The sequence below is a fragment of the Photobacterium phosphoreum genome, from assembly GCF_002954725.1.
Lineage (GTDB): Bacteria > Pseudomonadota > Gammaproteobacteria > Enterobacterales > Vibrionaceae > Photobacterium > Photobacterium phosphoreum.
Genome location: NZ_MSCQ01000003.1, coordinates 30,711 through 47,582, shown reverse-complemented (window position 1 = coordinate 47,582; position 16,872 = coordinate 30,711). Strand labels below are relative to the sequence as shown.

Annotated in this window: 16 protein-coding genes; 8 read left to right on the top strand and 8 right to left on the bottom strand. The window is 40.9% G+C overall.

Features of this window, described 5'->3' with window-relative positions; genetic code table 11:
• Positions 1 to 65 precede the first annotated feature (65 nt).
• Positions 66 to 1,367 (bottom strand): outer membrane channel protein TolC, encoded by a 1,302-nt coding sequence (tolC, locus tag BTO21_RS18100; RefSeq protein WP_045027934.1) that lies wholly within the window; start codon positions 1,365 to 1,367, stop codon positions 66 to 68.
• A 320-nt stretch (positions 1,368 to 1,687) separates the two neighbouring features.
• On the opposite strand from tolC, the gene nudF reads away from it, so the two are divergent.
• The 8 genes from nudF (at position 1,688) to idi (ending at position 10,268) form a co-directional block, all read left to right on the top strand.
• Positions 1,688 to 2,323: an ADP-ribose diphosphatase gene (nudF, locus tag BTO21_RS18095; protein ID WP_065195197.1), complete on the top strand. Its 636-nt coding sequence runs from the start codon at positions 1,688 to 1,690 to the stop codon at positions 2,321 to 2,323.
• Positions 2,324 to 2,355: 32 nt separating this feature from the next.
• On the top strand, positions 2,356 to 2,784 hold the full coding sequence (locus BTO21_RS18090; RefSeq protein WP_082056801.1) for a DUF1249 family protein: 429 nt from the start codon (positions 2,356 to 2,358) through the stop codon (positions 2,782 to 2,784).
• Between the two features lie 40 nt (positions 2,785 to 2,824).
• Complete coding sequence (cpdA, locus tag BTO21_RS18085) at positions 2,825 to 3,649, top strand: 3',5'-cyclic-AMP phosphodiesterase (RefSeq protein WP_045027930.1); 825 nt, start codon at positions 2,825 to 2,827, stop codon at positions 3,647 to 3,649.
• Positions 3,649 to 4,227: an esterase YqiA gene (yqiA, locus tag BTO21_RS18080; protein ID WP_045027929.1), complete on the top strand. Its 579-nt coding sequence runs from the start codon at positions 3,649 to 3,651 to the stop codon at positions 4,225 to 4,227. The genes cpdA and yqiA overlap by 1 nt, the downstream gene beginning before the upstream one ends.
• A 215-nt stretch (positions 4,228 to 4,442) precedes the next feature.
• Entirely contained in the window at positions 4,443 to 6,326 is a 1,884-nt protein-coding gene (parE, locus tag BTO21_RS18075) for a DNA topoisomerase IV subunit B (RefSeq protein WP_045027927.1), read from the top strand.
• An 82-nt stretch (positions 6,327 to 6,408) separates the two neighbouring features.
• Complete coding sequence (gene parC, locus BTO21_RS18070; protein WP_045027925.1) at positions 6,409 to 8,688, top strand: DNA topoisomerase IV subunit A; 2,280 nt, start codon at positions 6,409 to 6,411, stop codon at positions 8,686 to 8,688.
• Between the two features lie 164 nt (positions 8,689 to 8,852).
• Positions 8,853 to 9,578: a 1-acylglycerol-3-phosphate O-acyltransferase gene (locus BTO21_RS18065; protein WP_045027924.1), complete on the top strand. Its 726-nt coding sequence runs from the start codon at positions 8,853 to 8,855 to the stop codon at positions 9,576 to 9,578.
• A gap of 150 nt (positions 9,579 to 9,728) precedes the next feature.
• Positions 9,729 to 10,268: an isopentenyl-diphosphate Delta-isomerase gene (gene idi / locus BTO21_RS18060; RefSeq protein ID WP_045027921.1), complete on the top strand. Its 540-nt coding sequence runs from the start codon at positions 9,729 to 9,731 to the stop codon at positions 10,266 to 10,268.
• A 49-nt stretch (positions 10,269 to 10,317) separates the two neighbouring features.
• Here idi and BTO21_RS18055 read toward each other — a convergent pair whose 3' ends face one another.
• From BTO21_RS18055 to arcA, 7 genes are all read right to left on the bottom strand, one after another.
• Entirely contained in the window at positions 10,318 to 10,704 is a 387-nt protein-coding gene (locus BTO21_RS18055; RefSeq protein ID WP_045027920.1) for a Rid family detoxifying hydrolase, read from the bottom strand.
• A 109-nt stretch (positions 10,705 to 10,813) separates the two neighbouring features.
• A complete protein-coding gene (locus BTO21_RS18050) occupies positions 10,814 to 11,299 on the bottom strand; it encodes an arginine repressor (RefSeq protein WP_045027918.1) in 486 nt (161 codons plus the stop codon).
• Between the two features lie 332 nt (positions 11,300 to 11,631).
• Positions 11,632 to 12,099 (bottom strand): aspartate carbamoyltransferase regulatory subunit, encoded by a 468-nt coding sequence (pyrI, locus tag BTO21_RS18045; protein WP_045027917.1) that lies wholly within the window; start codon positions 12,097 to 12,099, stop codon positions 11,632 to 11,634.
• A gap of 15 nt (positions 12,100 to 12,114) precedes the next feature.
• On the bottom strand, positions 12,115 to 13,044 hold the full coding sequence (gene pyrB / locus BTO21_RS18040) for an aspartate carbamoyltransferase (RefSeq protein ID WP_045027915.1): 930 nt from the start codon (positions 13,042 to 13,044) through the stop codon (positions 12,115 to 12,117).
• 430 nt (positions 13,045 to 13,474) lie between these two features.
• A complete protein-coding gene (locus BTO21_RS18035) occupies positions 13,475 to 14,485 on the bottom strand; it encodes an ornithine carbamoyltransferase (protein WP_045027914.1) in 1,011 nt (336 codons plus the stop codon).
• A 126-nt stretch (positions 14,486 to 14,611) separates the two neighbouring features.
• Positions 14,612 to 15,526, bottom strand: coding sequence for a carbamate kinase (gene arcC / locus BTO21_RS18030; protein WP_045027912.1), 915 nt, complete (start codon positions 15,524 to 15,526; stop codon positions 14,612 to 14,614).
• A 62-nt stretch (positions 15,527 to 15,588) separates the two neighbouring features.
• Positions 15,589 to 16,809 carry an arginine deiminase gene (gene arcA / locus BTO21_RS18025; protein ID WP_045027910.1) on the bottom strand — a complete coding sequence of 407 codons (1,221 nt, stop codon included), beginning with the start codon at positions 16,807 to 16,809 and terminating at the stop codon, positions 15,589 to 15,591.
• Between the last annotated feature and the right edge of the window lie 63 nt (positions 16,810 to 16,872).

Below are 16,872 nucleotides of genomic sequence, written 5' to 3'. Positions count from 1 at the left end.
TCTTAGGATTATCACCCACAAAAAAAGCGCCGTGAGGCGCTTTTTTTATATCGATATTGTCAGGCTTATTTAGTTTGTACTAAACCTGAATTGATATCTAATACGTCTTGTTCGCTAAGTGTGCCTACCGCTTGCTTTAACTGTAATTGCGCTAGGATATAATCGTAACGCGCATTAGAAAGCTCACTGTTAGCTGAGTATAGGCTACGGGTTGAGTCTAATACATCAACAATAGTACGGGTACCTACATCAAAACCTGCTTCAGTTGCTTCTAACGCAGATTTTGCAGAAACCACTGATTGTTTATAAGCATTGATTGAACCAATGGTCGCGTTAATGTTGTTGTAGTAGTTACGGACATTTTTTACCACTAAGCGGTATTGTGCTTCCAGATTTTCACTAGCTGATACGTATTTATATTGGGCTTGTTTTACCTGAGAGGTGGTATTACCACCATTGTAAATGGGTAAATCAAGTTTAATCCCTGCGGTTAGGCTACCTTGATCTGGCGAACCAGGCATTGGGCTCGTGTCATCATATTGATAACCTGACTCAAACGATAAGGTCGGTAAGTGTCCAGAATCTGCTAACGAAATATTATCACGCGCAATATCTTGACCAATGCGCGATGCTAATAAGGTCAGGTTTTCAGTCTCAGCATCTTTTACCAGATTATCGGCAGCCAGTTTTGGCTTGTTGGCTGAGAAGCTAGCAGTATTTAATGGATCTAATGACGAATAAGCATTACCAGTAATTTCACGTAATTCTTCGTAGCTGTTAGCAAGGGTATTCTTCTTAACAATGATAGAAGCCAGTACCGTATCGTATTGTGCTTGAGCATCATAAACGTCTGTGATCGCAGATAGACCCACTTCGAAGCGTTGTTTCATTTGCTCTAATTGACGACCGACGGCTGCTTTTTCTGCTTCACCAAATTTCAAGTCATCTTTGGCTTTTAAAACATTAAAATACGCTGTAGAAACGCGTAAAATAAGACCTTGTTGAGCTACCGCGTAAGAAGCATCGCTTTGACGAGCTTGTTTTTCTGCGATATCAAGACCTACCCAGCTGGCACGGTTGTATAATGATTGGCTTAAACTAACACCCGCATTAAAACCGTTATCTCGGCCATCTTTGGCATCAAGGTAGTAGGTATTGTAGCCAGCAGAAAGATTAATTTGTGGCAAAAGTGTGCTACGTGAAGAATTGATTGCTTCAAAAGCTGCATCTTTATCGGCCGCGGCTTTTAGAAGTTGGGGATCATTTTGCTTGGCTTGCTGATAAATCTGAGCGAGATCGTCAGCCGATGCTGATTGACTAATAGAGCCAATTACAAGGCTAATAATGATTGGAAGCAATTTTTTCATGGATGCCTTTCCTGGTCTTGCTGACAAAAATGGGAATGTATAAATAGTGCAAGCGTTATTTTACCTGAAGCGGGCTTGCTTGAAACTGATCATTACGTAGTTTTACTTAATGATTGTATTTTAACATTCAATTATAGGTTCATTGTAATCGATTTAATAAACAGCGTGTCAAAAAGATACATAATATTTAATTGTTTAAACGCTAAAAATGGAATATTACACTTTTAGTATGGCCGTAAGGAATATAACCTAAATTTGATACTATCTGACTGAAGTTGGTTAACTTTTAATAGATATCTATCCTCAAAGGAGACGAAATTATGGATAAAACGTCAAATAGTTTACCTACTCAACCGACGTTTAATCGGCAAGATGTTGAAATTTTATCAACTAAAACAGTGTATGACGGTTTTTTTAAAATGGTTAAATACCGCTTACGGCATAAGTTATTTGCTGGTGGTTGGAGTGGCGAGTTTGAACGCGAATTGTTTGAACGTGGTCATGCCGCTGCGGTTTTACCTTATGATCCAGTGCTTGATCGGGTGGTATTGATTGAGCAGTTCCGTGTTGGTGCGATGGCGGCTAATTGTCAGCCATGGCAGTTAGAAATTGTTGCGGGTATGCTCGATCATGATAATGAATCGCCGGAGCAAGTGGTACGCCGAGAAGCGACGGAAGAATCGGGATTAGTGTTGGGTAAAACAGAAAAAATATCACGCTATTTATCCAGTTCAGGTGGCTGTTCCGAAATACTTGATATCTTTATTAGTGAGGTAGATAGCCGTTTAGCTGCTGGTATTCATGGTGTCGCCAGTGAATCAGAAGATATTCGGGTTCATGTTGTTTCAAGAAATCAGGCTTATCAATGGTTAGAATCTGGTAAAATTGAAAATGCGGCTACAATTATCGCACTACAATGGCTGCAGTTACATCATCAACGTTTGCGAAAAGCATAAAATAAATTATCGTATAATCCTAGGGGAATGATTTGAATAAAAGGTATACTGTTGATTTGACAAGCCTAATGCGCTTGTATGAAACTAATTACGCAAAACTCTTACCGTTATTGCCGCGTAGCGATGATGTTGGAGATGTGCAGGTATACCTCGTCTGTAATGATACATACCAGTTGAAAATTATTGAATCGACTCGCTATACCACCGTGGTAACATTAGGTTTAGTTGATAATGAGAGCGTTGTTGATTATTTAGCGCCCTTACTCACGGTACGGTTATATCATGATGCTAAGGTCGCAGAAGTGTGTGCTGTGCAGCAGATTTCTCGTCTCAAGCCAATATATGATTATCCAAACTTGCGTATGCACCAAAAAAATGAGAAACATCAAGTCAACCTTTTCTTAGGTGACTGGTTGAAGCATTGTTTACGCCACGGGCTTAGTAAACAATGCGTTTGTTAATTGAACTTAATTGCTCAGAATAGACAAGGTTTTTGACGTTTTGCAGACCTATTCGCTGCCGCAGACCAACCCCGAAAGTGTGGTTCTTCTGCAAATTACCGACACTCATTTGTTTGCCAATGGTTCCGGCTCTTTGCTTGGCGTGGCAACCAAAGACAGTTTTCATGCCGTGCTTAATGGGGTAGATGCTGCTGCGCGTCATTTTGACGCCATCGTTGCTACGGGTGATATTTCTCAAGATCACACCCCTTATTCTTATCAGCGTTTTGCTGATGGTATTTCACGCTGGTCACAACCGTGCTTTTGGTTACCGGGTAATCATGATTTTCAGCCAACGATGCAATCCATTTTACCGAGTGAGCAAATAAAGCCACAACAGCAGGTACTAGTGGGCGATCATTGGCAAATGATTTTACTTGATAGCCAAGTGCAAGGTGTACCGCATGGTGAGCTAAGCGCTGCACAGTTAGTTTTATTAGATGCCGCTCTTGCACGTTACCCTGATCGGCATGCATTAATTTTATTACATCATCACCCGCTTGAAGCCGGTAGTGCGTGGCTAGATCAACATCAACTACATAATAACAGTGGCTTATGGAAGGTGATTGATGACCATCCTCAAGTAAAAGCAGTATTGTGTGGTCATATTCATCAAGATTTAGATCGTACTTACCATGGCGTACGCGTGCTGGCGACACCATCAACCTGTATTCAATTTATGCCAGATTCTGATGATTTTGCTTTAGATCATAATAATCCGGGGTGGCGTTACTTAGAATTAATCAATGATGGACAAATTATTACCAGCGTCCACCGTATTAGTGGTGATCAATTTAAACCTAAACTTGATGCAGAAGGGTACTGATGCCGTCGTTATTAATTTATTTACATGGGTTTAATAGTTCACCATTTTCCTTGAAAGCCCAACAAATGCTAGCCTATTGTCGTGAACATCGACCTGATATAAAGGTCATAGCGCCTCAATTACCAAGTTATCCGGCACAAGCAAGTCAATATTTGACACAATTGATTGAGCAATATAACGACCATTACACTATCGGTGTTGTTGGTAGTTCTTTGGGGGGCTATTTAAGTGCTTGGCTCAGTGAGCGTTATCAGTTGTCAGCAGTGTTAGTTAACCCAGCGGTTACGCCTTATCAGCTGTTGGTTGATTATCTTGGGCCACAACAGAATCCCTATAGTGGTGAAAATTACGTGTTGGAACCTCAACACATTGATGAGTTAAAAGCACTCGACGTGATTACTATTACTCAGCCACAACGGTTGTGGGTGTTATTACAACAAGGCGATGAAGTGCTAGATTATCGTCAAGCAGCATTAAAATATGCACACTGTAGGCTAACAATAGAAGCTAATGGTGATCATAGTTTTTGTAATTTTGAACGTTTTCCCGCCACCATTCTTCAATTCTTAGGGTTATAACCTGACTTATCTGTTCATTGAGTAACGAGATAGGCTACCCTATAAATCAAGTTATGTGCATTAGCATAAAATCGATACCCAGTTTACGTCCCTTTTCATGACGACAGAAAAGAGACTCGACTCACTGAATGTGAGTCTTCCGCTGACTCTTGCTTGACAACATCGCGAGGGTTACTGACTATTGTTTGCAAAATTTTCCCGTAAATTTCCGTGATATGACAGATCAAAGCTATAACGCTGGAGCCATTGAGGTTCTAAATGGCCTTGAGCCAGTACGCCGCCGTCCGGGTATGTATACCGATACGGTAAGACCTAACCACCTCGGTCAAGAAGTTATCGATAACAGTGTCGATGAAGCCTTGGCTGGACATGCTCGTAAAGTCGAAGTCATTCTTCATGCCGATCAATCATTAGAAGTGATTGATGACGGTCGTGGTATGCCTGTTGATATTCATCCAGAAGAAGGTGTTTCTGGGGTTGAGCTTATTCTCTGTAAATTACATGCCGGAGGTAAATTCTCGGGTAAAAACTACCAATTTTCAGGTGGCTTGCACGGGGTAGGTATTTCCGTTGTTAACGCCCTTTCTGATCGGGTTGAAGTGACTGTTAAACGTGACGGTCAAGTGTATCAAATCGCATTTGAAAACGGCGATAAAGTCTCTGAATTAGAGGTTATTGGTACTTGTGGTCGTCGTGCTAAAGGCACTAAAGTCCATTTTTGGCCGAACCCTAAATATTTTGATAGTGCCAAATTTTCGGTTACTCGTCTTAAAAGTAATTTAAAAGCTAAAGCCGTTTTATGCCCTGGCTTAGAAGTTGTTTTTACTAATAAAATCACCGATGAAACAATACGTTGGTGCTATGACGATGGCTTGAAAGATTATTTGGCTGAAGGCGTAAAAGGTTACACTTTACTGCCTGAAGAACCTTTTACAGGTGTCTTTAGTGGTGCGACAGAAGCGGCTGATTGGGCGTTATTGTGGCTACCTGAAGGTGGTGAACTGATCACTGAAAGTTACGTTAACCTGATCCCAACCGCACAAGGTGGTACCCATGTTAATGGTCTGCGCCAAGGTTTACTTGATGCGATGCGTGAGTTCTGTGAATTCCGCAATTTGTTACCGCGTGGAGTAAAACTTACCGCTGATGACATCTGGGATCGCTGTGCATACGTATTATCAGTGAAAATGCAGGATCCACAGTTTGCTGGTCAAACCAAAGAACGCTTATCGTCACGTCAATGTGCGGCATTTGTTTCAGGTGTAGTGAAAGATGCCTTTAGTTTATGGCTTAATGAACGTCCACAGCTGGCGGAGTTATTAGCTGAAGTCTGTATTGCTAATGCCCATCGACGTATGCGTGCCAGCAAGAAAGTGGTGCGTAAGAAAATTGCCTCAGGTCCGGCTTTACCGGGTAAATTAGCCGATTGTTCGCAGCAAGATCTAAACCGCACAGAATTGTTCTTAGTGGAAGGTGATTCGGCAGGCGGTTCAGCGAAACAAGCTCGCGATCGTATGTTCCAAGCTATCATGCCATTACGCGGTAAGATATTGAATACGTGGGAAGTATCATCTGATCAAGTACTTGCATCAGAAGAAGTCCATAATATTTCAATCGCATTAGGTATTGATCCTGATAGTGATGATTTAAGTGGTCTACGTTACGGTAAAATCTGTGTTCTTGCCGATGCGGACTCCGATGGACTACATATCGCAACGTTATTATGTGCCTTGTTTATGAAGCACTTTGAAGCGTTAGTACGAGCAGGGCATATATTTATCGCGATGCCACCCCTTTATCGTATCGATTTGGGTAAAGAGGTTTTTTATGCACTGGATGAATCAGAAAAAAATGCCATTCTGGAGCGTTTAAAAGGCAAGCGCGGTAAGATCAACGTGCAGCGCTTTAAAGGTCTGGGTGAAATGAACCCACTGCAATTACGTGAAACTACCATGGATCCTAATACCCGTCGTTTAGTTCAACTTACTATTGATGATGATAGTGAAACTAATGAAATGATGGATATGCTGCTCGGTAAAAAGCGCGCAGAAGATCGTCGCCATTGGCTACAAAGCAAAGGCGACATGGCGGAAGTGTAATTCAGCCCCACATATATCTCATTTTTAAATCGGCAAACATTATGTTTGCCGAATCGCATTATTTAAGACGGATTATCTCACGATGACTGATGTCTCTATGGATGGCGTTGAACAGCTTCCACTTAGAAAGTTTACTGAAGACGCTTATTTAAACTACTCCATGTATGTAATTATGGATCGTGCCTTACCTTTTATTGGTGACGGCTTAAAACCAGTACAACGTCGTATTATTTATGCGATGTCAGAGTTAGGTTTGAGTGCCACTGCAAAATATAAAAAATCAGCACGTACTGTCGGTGACGTATTAGGTAAATTCCATCCACACGGCGACTCGGCGTGTTATGAAGCGATGGTACTAATGGCACAGCCTTTCTCTTACCGTTATCCGTTAGTGGATGGTCAGGGTAACTGGGGTGCGCCTGATGATCCAAAATCTTTTGCTGCAATGCGTTATACCGAATCCCGTTTATCGCGTTTTTCAGAAATATTATTAGCTGAAATAAATCAAGGCACAGCAGATTGGGTACCTAACTTTGACGGTACTATGCTTGAGCCTAAAATGCTGCCAGCACGATTACCGCATATTTTATTGAATGGTATTACCGGTATTGCCGTGGGTATGGCAACCGATATTCCCCCGCATAATGTGCGTGAAGTCGCTAATGCTGCGGTGCATATGATCGATAATCCAAATGCTGATCTTGAACAACTGATGATGTTTGTTCAAGGTCCAGATTATCCGACTGAAGCTGAAATTATCACTTCAAAATCTGATTTGCAGAAAATGTATGCTACGGGTCGTGGCAGTATTAGAATGCGTGCGATTTGGCATAAAGAGAACGGTGATATTATTATTACTGCGCTGCCTCATCAGACGTCAGGTGCCAAATTATTGGAGCAAATTGCCGCGCAAATGCGTGCTAAAAAGCTGCCAATGGTCGAAGATTTACGTGATGAATCTGATCATGAAAATCCAACCCGAATCGTGATAGTGCCTCGTACAAATCGGATTGATTGTGATCAATTGATGAATCACTTATTCGCTTCGACAGATTTAGAAAAAAGTTTCCGTGCTAACATCAATATGCTGGGTTTAGATGGTCGTCCACAAGTGAAAGGCTTAGTGACGATCATTAAAGAATGGCTCGAGTATCGTCGTAATACGGTCCGTCGTCGTTTGCAGTATCGTTTAGATAAAGTTATCGCTCGATTACATATTTTAGAAGGCTTATTAGCGGCGTATTTAAATATTGATGAAGTGATTGAGATCATTCGTAGTGAAGATGATCCGAAAGCAGAATTAATGTCTCGCTTTGATTTAAGTGTCACTCAAGCTGATGCTATTTTAGAAATAAAACTGCGTCAATTAGCCAAGCTTGAAGAAATTAAGATCCGTGGTGAATTAGACGAATTAGCTAAAGAGCGCGATCAGCTTGAAAAGTTGTTAGGTTCTGAGCGTCGTTTAAATACCTTGATTAAAAAAGAAATTATCGCTGATGCTGAAAAGTATGGCGATGATCGTCGTTCTCCATTGGTTGAACGAGCAGAAGCAAAAGCATTAACAGAGCGTGATTTAATTCCAAGTGAAACGATCACCGTGGTGTTGTCTGAAAAAGGTTGGATCCGTCATGCCAAAGGGCATGAGGTTGATCCTAATACGCTGAATTATAAATCAGGGGATAATTATCTTGCCCATGCGCGTGGTAAGAGTAATCAGCCTGCTATTTTCCTCAGTTCAGATGGTCGTAGTTATGCGCTTGAATCGCATAGTCTACCGTCAGCACGTAGCCAAGGTGAACCTATTACCGGTCGTCTAAATCTGACTCCTGGCACCAATATGCGTCAGGTAATGATGGCGGATGATAATCAATTATGGCTAATGGCATCGGATGCTGGCTATGGTTTCATTTGTAAAAGCAGTGACATGGTTTCTAAAAATAAGAGCGGTAAAGCCTTATTAACCGTACCTGAAAAGTCATTGGTATTACCGCCTCAACCGATTGCTGATATTAATAACGACCAAATCATGGCGATCACCAATGAAGGTCGAATGTTGTTATTCCCAATTAAAGATTTGCCGCAACTAGGTAAAGGTAAGGGTAATAAGATCATTAATATTCCATCAGCACGAGCAAAAGCGCGTGAAGAATTTTTATCTTACTTAACGGTTATTACCGCAGATAGCCATGTTACCTTGTATGCTGGTAAGCGGAAGTTAGGCTTGAAACCAAGTGATCTTGAGAATTTCCGTGGTGAACGAGGCCGTCGAGGATCAATGTTGCCACGTGGATTGCAACGAGTGACTGAGATTGAAATTGATTCACCACAAACTCTTAGTGATGATCAATTAACTGACAGTTAATTTCGGCTATACACACAATAAAGCCCTCGTATCTATGAGGGCTTTTTAATGATTTATTTGCGTCAATTGTGCTGCTGTCGCTTGAGTTGTCGATACACATAACAAGTGTAATTTCCCTTGTGGTGGGTATACTAGCGCACACTTGTACGCTGAGGAGTGTTTTAATGATTTATATTTTGCGCATGATTGCGATCGCTATTTTTGCCATTGTAACTTTTGTCTTTGGCTGTGGTTATTGTTTATTTAGTCCCCGTAATCCTAAACATGTTTATACTTTTGGGCGACTTTTTAGCAAAATGTCACGTGTTGTTGGCATTAAACTAGAGATCCGTTATGCGGAAGGTGCTGAGCAAGTCGGCCCTGCGGTTTATATCGCTAACCATCAAAATACTTATGATTTATTTACCGTTTCAGGTGCAATCATGCAGCGTACAGTCACGGTTGGTAAAAAAAGTTTAGTCTGGATCCCATTGTTTGGGCAGCTATATTGGATCACCGGTAACATTCTAATTGATCGTGCAAATCGCAGTAAAGCAGTAGGTACTATTGGTCAGGTTGTGGATAAAATCAAAAAAAATAAAGTATCCGTATGGATGTTCCCTGAAGGTACACGCTCGCGTGGTCGTGGTTTATTGCCGTTTAAAACCGGTGCTTTTCATGCGGCTATTGGCGCTCAAGTGCCGATTGTACCGATTGTGTGTAGCTCAACCGATAAGGTAAAACTTAATCGTTGGGATAACGGGTTAGTGATTGTTGAGGTAATGAAGCCGATTGCAACTGTTGGTTTAGAAAAAGAAGATGTACGAAACTTACTTACTCAAAGCCGTAAACTAATGGCGACTAAACTGGCAGAATTGGATCAAGAAGTCGCTCAGCGTAATAAACATTAATACTTAATATATAATACTTAAAAATCATAACTAAAAGATATAGTATAAGTGTTATTAACAAGGGCATGTTTTATAAGCATGTCCTTGTTTTGTTTTATAGTTACTTAATAACGATAAGCAATATTTTGAGACAGTAAGTAGAAGATAATCATGACTGAAGAATATGTAATATTAGTAGATGAACAAGGCCATCAACTTGGTCTACAAGAAAAAATGCAAGCTCATCGTGATGGTGCATTGCACTTGGCTTTTTCGGTATTACTTTATCGAGATACTCCTTTTGGGCGTGAATATTTATTACATCAACGTGCATTAGAAAAATATCATAGCGGCGGTTTATGGACTAATACTTGTTGCTCTCATCCTCGGCAGAGGGAAAGCCTAAGTCAGGCTGGTGTGCGTCGTTTACAAGAGGAGATGGGGATTACATTGACGGCCCCGTTAGCAGATGTAGGTCATTTTTGTTATTACGCTAAATTGGATAATAAATTGATTGAACATGAGTTAGATCATGTCTTGATTGCCAATGGTGAGGGGATGGTATTTACTCCTAATCCGGCGGAAGTGATGGCATATCGTTGGTGGTCTACTGCTGAATTACAGTTGCAATTACAACAGGCACCGCAGTTGTTTACAGCATGGTTTGCACAAGTATTAGCTCTGGCAGAGCGAACACATAGCGAGTGCTAGGAACAAAAAGCGATCACTGATTTCAGTCTCGTGATCGCTATTTTTATAATTATTTACGTACTGCAATTGCTTCAATTTCAATCTTCACATCTTTAGGTAGACGTGCAACTTCAACACAAGATCGAGCAGGATAAGGTGCATTGTGTTCATCAAAGAATGCACCGTAGACTTCATTTACCGCACCAAAATCATTCAGATCTTTAACAAAGACCGTCATCTTCACAATGTCAGCCACAGTAAGACCAGATGCTGCAACAACAGCTTTAACGTTATCTAATGATTGACGTGTTTGGGCGGCAATATCTGCTGCAACTTCACCTGTTAGTGGGTTAACCGGGATCTGACCTGATGTCATTACCATGCTGCCAAGATCTACACCTTGTACGTAAGGACCGATTGCTGCAGGTGCTTGCTCTGTATGAAGAATTTTTGTCATGAGTTATCCTATTTTATGGTCATTAAAAGGCAAAATAATCGCCTTTCAGTGTGTATTGATATGGGGGCAATAAAACCTATATTCAACTAATCATTATGGCTATCAATCGCTATTTAAGTCCTAAGCGTTGTTTTACGATCTGTAAGCATTGGTCTATTCGTGTAATGTCTTTGGGCGCAACCATAACGGTATCATTACCACCAACCGTGCCTAAAATGTCAACGTGAGGTTGCATATCAATTAACCTTGCCACCAATTGCGCCCCACCAGGATGGGTTTTTATAACAACCACTAACTGATTATGACTAACAAACTCTATTTGTGATGCAATCGAGGCATTAATCAGAATCGGTTCATTTTCAGTGGTTAGACAATATATTTTTTTACCTGCGGCATTGGGCACCTTAGCGACACCTAGTCGTAATAATAGCCGTGATACTGTTGATTGACTGATATCGTGAAAGCCTAATTGAATTAATTGATACCGAATATCATCTTGGGTTGTAAAACTTTGTTGTTGTAATAAGCGTTTACATGCAGATGTCATATTATCATTACAAGAATGATGTTCGATTGCTGGGTGTTGGGTGTCCATTTGAAGTCACTCCTTGGCAATGTATCGATCAATAATAGATTAGGCGGGATAGATTATCGGTGTCGCTATAAGAGGCTGTAATCATTAGATGATAATGCCATTTGTTGTATATTAATGGTAGCAATTATAATGTAGCGGAGATATGACCATTATCACCAAATAACAAACGTGATATGAAGTTATGCCAGTGAATGATAGTAATGTGATGACGATTAACGTTATAGATTACTTTGAGTTTGTCGTTAATTGAATCCAGATAAAAAATGCCCAGCGCATATTGATAGTGCTTTCTCGTTGAAAGTGTATGTGCTGGGCAGGTTAAATATAATGCGTTAGCTATTACATTCAGTCACGATTTGGCGTGAGAATACTTTTTCGCAGTACTTACACTTTAATTGAATATCCGCTTTTTTAGTCAATACTTTAAAACCACTATTTACCGGTTCACCATGTGAAATACAGTTGCTATTTGGGCATTTAAAAATAGCACTGATAAACTCAGGTAATGATAAATTAAGCTTCTTAACCACGGCATAATTTTCAATTTGATTAACCGTTGCTTTAGGAGCATAAAGGGCTAATTGATTGGCTTGATCTTCGCTAACAAACACATTCTCAATTTTAATCAGATCTTTAGCGCCTAATGCTGACGACGGTAAGTTAAGACCAATCGTCACGCGTTCGTTAGTACCATCAATGTTGAATAATTTAAGGATTTTAATGCCAACATTTGCTGGAATATGATCGATAACGGTGCCGTTTTTAATTGCTTCAACTTTGAGTTGGGTTTCTTTAACCATGATCGTCATACCTCGTTATAGGGTTTCATTAAGGACAAGTGCAAGTAATGCTTGACGTGCATAGACGCCATTCTCTGCTTGTTGGAAGAAATAAGCATGTTTAGTCTTATCGACATCAACCGTGATTTCATCAACCCGTGGTAGTGGATGTAATACTTTTAAATTGTCGCGGGCGCTTTCTAACATGCTCGCTGTCAGAATATAAGCCGCTTTCATATGGACATATTCAGACTCATCAAAACGTTCTTTTTGAACCCGTGTCATATAAAGAATATCTAATTCAGGAATAACATCTTCCATGTTGTTATGGAGGCTGTAACTGATCCCCGCATCATCCAATTCTTCACAAATGTAATCTGGCATTGCCAATACTTCAGGGGCAATAAAGAAGAATTTAACATCATTAAACTTTGATAATGCTTGAGTTAATGAGTGTACGGTACGGCCATATTTTAAATCACCCACAAAGGCGATATTAATACCATCAAGTCGGCCTTGAGTTTCATGGATAGTAAACAGATCCAATAAGGTTTGGGTTGGATGCTGGTTAGCACCATCACCACCATTGATAACGGGGACGCCATTGGAAAATTCAGACGCTAATCGAGCTGCACCTTCTTGTGGGTGACGCATAACAAAGGCATCTACATAAGAGGTGATCACTTGCACTGAATCAGATAATGTCTCGCCTTTATTTGCCAGCGAGGTATTGCCTGGTGAATCAAACCCAACCACAGTACCGCCTAGACGCTGAATGGCGGTTTCAAAAGAAAGACGAGTACGGGTTGAAGGTTCAAAGAAGCAACTTGCGATGACTTTATTTTGCAGCAAAGTCGGGTTCGGATCGGCTTTTAGTCTCGCAGCGGTATCAATAATAAGCTCGAGTTCAGCGCGATTAAGCTCGGGGATGGAAATAATATGCTTCTTAAACAGCGAATTAGCCATGGCTTCTTTCCCTATGATGGTGTGATTAAATTAACAACTGTCTTTGTTACTAAATTTTAGGCAAAAAAAAGCCCCCTACTAAAAGGAGGCTTTTTTTTGAAAAATAGTAAAAATAAAATAACAAACCATCATCAATGGATGATTACTGCGAGTCAATATTGTGTTCATGGCAGGGTTCATTTTTTATCTCTTGCTAGGCAAATTGCAAGGATTATACCGTCTATTTTTAATGGCGCAAGCGTTTGCGTTAACTATTCAAACAACGGATTTTTATGCAATTAAAACTGAAATATCTTAGGACTATTTTGTTTGTATTTATTTGTAAAATAACACTTTTAATTAATGTTAAATAATGTGATTGAAATAATATGCAACTGCCGCTCAAGTAAGCGGCAGTTAAGTAACAGTGGTAATGTTATAGGAGGAGCCGTTAGCTACCTAACGTCGCAACCATTACTGCTTTTATGGTGTGCATGCGGTTTTCAGCTTCATCAAACACAATTGAATGCGCTGATTCAATCACTTCATCGGTCACCTCAACCCCTTTAGATAACACGGGATAAGCTTGGGCTAATTCTTTGCCAACAGCGGTATCTTCGCCGTGGAAAGCTGGTAAACAGTGCATAAATTTAACGTGTGGGTTTCCCGTTGCTTTTAACATTGCCATATTAACTTGGTATGGCAGCATTAAGTTAATTCGCTCTGCCCACGCTTCTTTGGCTTCACCCATAGATACCCAGACATCAGTGTAAAGGAAATCACAGCCTTGAACGCCTTCTTGAACATCTTCAGTCATGGTGATTTTAGCCCCTGTTTCAGCGGCAATTTCACGGCATTGAGCCACAAGTTCAGCATCAGGCCAAAATGTTTTTGGTGCCACTAGACGAATATCCATTCCCATTTTAGCAGCGCCGACCATCAATGAATTGCCCATGTTATTACGTGCATCACCTAGGTAAGCAAATGATATTTGGTGTAATGCTTTACCGCGACCGTGCTCTTGCATGGTTAGAAAGTCAGCTAAAATTTGTGTTGGGTGGAATTCATCTGTTAGACCATTCCATACTGGGACCCCTGCATATGTACCAAGCTCTTCAACAATGGCTTGACCAAAACCACGGTACTCAATGCCATCGTACATTCGACCTAATACACGTGCGGTATCTTTCATTGATTCTTTATGGCCAATTTGAGAACCGGACGGGCCTAAATAAGAAACTTGAGCACCTTGGTCAAAAGCGGCAACTTCAAATGCGCAACGAGTACGGGTTGAGGTTTTTTCAAAAATCAGTGCAATATTTTTACCTTTTAGGCGTGGTTGCTCATAACCATTGTATTTTGCTTTTTTTAATTCAGCCGAAAGCTCAAGTAAATGTTGAATCTCACGAGGAGTGAAATCAAGTAATTTTAGGAAGTTACGATTACGAAGATTAAAAGCCATGATGTATCCCTCTTAAGGTTCAGTATCTCTTCGACTGAATCTTGTTATGTTATGGTTGAGTTACTCGATAATAATCAATGTTAATAATATGTGTATCTCATTTTTTATTATTTGTGAATAGTTATTCTATTTATCTGCGATAATATTTGTTCCAGCAAGCCCTTTGAGGATCTCTAATCCGTCATGCAATGCACCGATACCGACTAACTTTCCGCCTTGGTTGATAAATTCACACGATGCTTCGATTTTGGGCCCCATTGAACCAGCATCAAAACGGTATTGTGCTAATGCTCGTGGGGTGGTGCTTGAAATTGCTTTTTGGGTTGCTTTGCCCCAATCAAGATAAACCGCATCAGCGTCAGTCAAAATAAGCAGGGCATCAGCATTTAATTGCTTGGCAAGATATGCAGCTGACATGTCTTTATCGATTACGGCTTCGACACCAATCAGTTTGTTATTCTCACGTTTCACTGGAATGCCGCCGCCGCCAGTACAAATAACCAAATGATTGCGTTTAATTAAGGTTTCGATAGCATCGCATTCAACGATCCCAATCGGTTGTGGGCTTGGCACTACACGACGGAAATATTGACCGTCAGCTTTTACTGTCCATTGAAATTTCTCGGCTAATTCACGTGCTTCTGCTTCTTGATACACTGGGCCAATAGGCTTGGTTGGATCGGCAAAGGCTGGGTCTTGTGGATCAACTAGCATTTGAGTGAGCATGCACGAGACATCTTGTTCTGGGAGCAAATTTTTCAGTTCTTGCATTAAGATGTAGCCGATCATGCCTTGTGTTTCAGAGCCCAATACGTCTAATGGGTAAGGCATCACTTTTTTATATTCCAACCCTTGCAGTGCCAGTAACCCCACTTGTGGACCGTTGCCATGAACGAGCACGACATTGTATTGCAGTGCAATTTCAGCGATGGTTTTGGCTGCGGTGGCAATGTTTTGGCGTTGAATGCTGGCTTCTAAAGGCTCGCCGCGACGTAATAAGGCGTTACCACCAAGGGCAATAACAACTGTTTTTTTAGTCATAGCTGTGTCTCTCCGTATTTATTAGTGGCTGGTCGATAGGCGCCCCAGCCTTTGTTATTAAGTTAAATACCATCACGCTCAATTGGGCAGCTCATGCAGCGTGCGCCACCACGACCACGACCCAATTCATCGCCAGGGATAGGTAACACGGTGATCCCTGCTTTATCATATTTTTCATTAGTGTAAGTGTTACGCTCATAACCAATAACCACTCCAGGGCTGACGGTTAGCACGTTGTTAGCATCGTTCCATTGTTCACGTTCTGCTTCAAAGCCATCGCCGCCAGTGGTAATGAGATTTAGTTGATCAACGCCCAAAGCTTTTTCGATAGCGTGAACAAAATAATTTTCTTCTTTGGCTTTAACGTTGCCATAATTATCGCCAGTTAGGCTCCAACATTGGACGTCTTTACGAATCACTTCAGGGTACACAGAGAAGGTATCTTCACGCATATGCGTCATAACCGTATCGAGGTGCATGCATGAACGGTGTTTTGGTAATTCCATCGCAATGACTTGCTTGGCTTGACCGTGCTTAAATAAGCTCGCCGCTAACGCTTCAACACCTTGTGGGGTAGTGCGCTCTGACATCCCGATTAACACGCTGCCTTTACCGATAACTAAAACATCGCCGCCTTCAATGGTGGATTTGTCATAAGCATTTTGCTCATCGCCAAAGTATTTAATGAAGTCTTGGCCTGCAAATGTCGGGTGCCAGCGATAAATTGCCCGTAAATGATTAGTTTCACGTTGACGCGCTTCTTTGGCCATTGGGTTAATAGACACACCACCATAGACCCAGCATGAGGTATCACGGGTAAAGAGATGATTCGGTAATGGTTTAATAATAAAATCACAAGGCGAATGCATTTTTTGCATAATAGAAGATGATAGCAGTGGTAATTCGGCGTAACTTAAACCACCTAATAGGATAGAAGCGAGTTCAGGGTGAGGTAAGTCAGCTAAGAAACAGCGAATATCATTGGCAAAGGTATCCCCAAAACGGTAATTTGATATTTGAGTTGATAATAGCCAATCTTTTGCTTCTGGAACGGCTAATGTTTCACTTAACATGGTTTGTAATAATAAAACTTCAACACCTTGTTGGCGTAAAGTATTCGCAAAGACATCATGTTCTTGACCTGCTTTTTCAACAGATAATACATCATCAAATAATAAGTCTTGGCAATTTGATGGTGTTAGATTATTTAAAGCACGCTCTGGACGATGAATGAGTACGCGGCGTAGTTGACCTATTTCAGAACCCACATAAAAGTTACTCATGATAGTATCTCTCTATTTATGCCTATTAGTGATTGGCTATGTTTAAGTTACGAAACGTTAAAT

Bases quoted from the DNA above. Each gene is read 5' to 3' on its own strand.
- tolC (WP_045027934.1), bottom strand. From the start codon at position 1,367: ATGAAAAAATTGCTTCCAATCATTATTAGCCTTGTAATTGGCTCTATT.
- nudF (WP_065195197.1), top strand. From the start codon at position 1,688: ATGGATAAAACGTCAAATAGTTTACCTACTCAACCGACGTTTAATCGG.
- yqiA (WP_045027929.1), top strand. From the start codon at position 3,649: ATGCCGTCGTTATTAATTTATTTACATGGGTTTAATAGTTCACCATTT.
- parE (WP_045027927.1), top strand. From the start codon at position 4,443: ATGACAGATCAAAGCTATAACGCTGGAGCCATTGAGGTTCTAAATGGC.
- parC (WP_045027925.1), top strand. From the start codon at position 6,409: ATGACTGATGTCTCTATGGATGGCGTTGAACAGCTTCCACTTAGAAAG.
- BTO21_RS18065 (WP_045027924.1), top strand. From the start codon at position 8,853: ATGATTTATATTTTGCGCATGATTGCGATCGCTATTTTTGCCATTGTA.
- idi (WP_045027921.1), top strand. From the start codon at position 9,729: ATGACTGAAGAATATGTAATATTAGTAGATGAACAAGGCCATCAACTT.
- BTO21_RS18055 (WP_045027920.1), bottom strand. From the start codon at position 10,704: ATGACAAAAATTCTTCATACAGAGCAAGCACCTGCAGCAATCGGTCCT.
- BTO21_RS18050 (WP_045027918.1), bottom strand. From the start codon at position 11,299: ATGGACACCCAACACCCAGCAATCGAACATCATTCTTGTAATGATAAT.
- pyrI (WP_045027917.1), bottom strand. From the start codon at position 12,099: ATGGTTAAAGAAACCCAACTCAAAGTTGAAGCAATTAAAAACGGCACC.
- pyrB (WP_045027915.1), bottom strand. From the start codon at position 13,044: ATGGCTAATTCGCTGTTTAAGAAGCATATTATTTCCATCCCCGAGCTT.
- BTO21_RS18035 (WP_045027914.1), bottom strand. From the start codon at position 14,485: ATGGCTTTTAATCTTCGTAATCGTAACTTCCTAAAATTACTTGATTTC.
- arcC (WP_045027912.1), bottom strand. From the start codon at position 15,526: ATGACTAAAAAAACAGTTGTTATTGCCCTTGGTGGTAACGCCTTATTA.
- arcA (WP_045027910.1), bottom strand. From the start codon at position 16,809: ATGAGTAACTTTTATGTGGGTTCTGAAATAGGTCAACTACGCCGCGTA.